Genomic DNA, 1,640 nt, shown 5'->3' with positions numbered 1-1,640 from the left:
GGGCCCCAGGCTGTCCCGAGCGCGGCGATCCGTTCGGCCCTTCGGTGTCAGGGGAGAGTCCGGCCGGGTGTGTGCCCGTAGCGGTGTGTGCGTTCGCAGTCCGCATGACGACGGTGTGCCGTCCGAGCCGACGTCGGGGCCGTTCATCAACGGGCACCGCGGTCGATCAGCGTGGTGGTCAGGCACTCGTACAGCCATTGTGCCGAGCGTTCGAGCGGCCACCCGCAGTCGTCGGTGAGGGTGGAGTAGGAGCCGTTGCCGAGGAAGTACCAGAGCACGTCGGTCGCCGTTGCCACGGTCAGGCCGGGTCGTAGGGCGCCCAGCTCGTCAAGTCGTGACGCGGTGGCGGCCAGCCCGGCTCGCAGGCTCGCGTGCGCGACGCCGAGGCTCTCCCGCACGGCGGCGTCCTTGGGTGCGGCGGCCGTCACCTGGCGCATGAGCGGCCCCCATTTGCCGAACTCGTCGCATGTGCCGTCGACGATCATCCGCAACAGTGCGACGGGGTCGGTCTGTGCCGCGATGTGGTCGTGGATGCCGCCGGCCTCCGCGGCGTGCACGCCGTCCTCGATGAGCGTGCGCAGCAGGCCGCTCTTGCCGCCGCCGGCCGCGTAGACGGTGGGCACGGCCACGCGGGCGGCATGCGCGATGTCCTCGACGCGTGTGTCGAAGTAGCCGCGTTCGACGAACAGCTGTCGGGCCGCGGTGAGGATCGCCTGCCGGGTGGCCGCCGCGTATTCGGCCCGTCGGCCGGAACCGTGTGTTGACATCCTCCGATGATAGCTATACTCATTCGATATAGTTACCTATCAGAAAGGGGCTGTGATGATTTTCCCTGTGCTGGAGGACCTGGCGCGCCTGCTCGACGCGATCACGCCGGACCAGGAGGACCTGCCGACGCCGTGCGACGAGTTCGACGTGCGAACGCTGCGGCTGCACCTGCTCGGCTGGCTGGACTACTTCCAGGCCGCGTTCGCCGACCCCGCCGGCGACGTGCGCCCCGATCCGGAGGTTCGGATGAACGGGGACCGGTCCGGCGACCGGTCCGACGACTCCGCAGCCGTCATCGAGAAGCTCACCGCGACGCTGCGGGGCGCCCTGGCCGACGGGGTGGCCACGCGGACCGTCAACGTGCCGATGATCGGCGGCGCCTACCCGGGCAGCACGGTGATCGACCTGTTGCTGGTGGAGGCGCTCGGGCACGGCTGGGACCTGGCCCGGGCCACGGGCCTGTCGTGGCGGCCGGACCCGGCGGCCTCTGCGCAGGCGCTCGCCGTCCTTCAGGCGATTGTCAAGCCCGAGTACCGCGGTCCCGGCCTGCCGTTCGACCCCGAGGTGCCGGTGTCCGCCGATGCACCCGCCCTGGACAGGTTCGTCGCCTTCACCGGCCGTGAACCGGGCTGGGCGCCCGGCGGAGACCTGTCGGGCGGGAGCCTGTGAGGCCGGGCGTTCTCCCGCATTGTTAGGAACATGAGCGACTTCGCGGCGCCGGCCGCCCCGCTGCGGCCGCAGATCCTCGCGCTCTGCTACCGCATGCTCGGCTCGGCCGGCGACGCGGAGGACGCGACGCCTGCGGGCGGCGCGACTCCGGACGCTTCGGGGGGCGGTCGCCGCTACGGAAAGAGCACCGGCCAGGCGGGCCC

Annotated in this window: 2 protein-coding genes; one reads left to right on the top strand and one right to left on the bottom strand. The window is 71.5% G+C overall.

Annotation, left to right across the window (positions count from 1 at the left end):
- Positions 1 to 146: 146 nt before the first annotated feature.
- Complete coding sequence (locus ACZ7M3_RS52830; protein ID WP_472073987.1) at positions 147 to 767, bottom strand: TetR/AcrR family transcriptional regulator; 621 nt, start codon at positions 765 to 767, stop codon at positions 147 to 149.
- 55 nt (positions 768 to 822) lie between these two features.
- Between ACZ7M3_RS52830 and ACZ7M3_RS52825 the strand changes: the two genes are divergently transcribed.
- Entirely contained in the window at positions 823 to 1,437 is a 615-nt protein-coding gene (locus ACZ7M3_RS52825; protein ID WP_472073986.1) for a TIGR03086 family metal-binding protein, read from the top strand.
- The last annotated feature ends 203 nt before the right edge of the window (positions 1,438 to 1,640 follow it).

It is taken from the genome of Streptomyces sp. NPDC111656 (genome assembly GCF_055656965.1).
The sequence above is the reverse complement of the archived record's forward strand: the minus strand, read 5'-3'. Positions and strand labels throughout refer to the sequence as shown.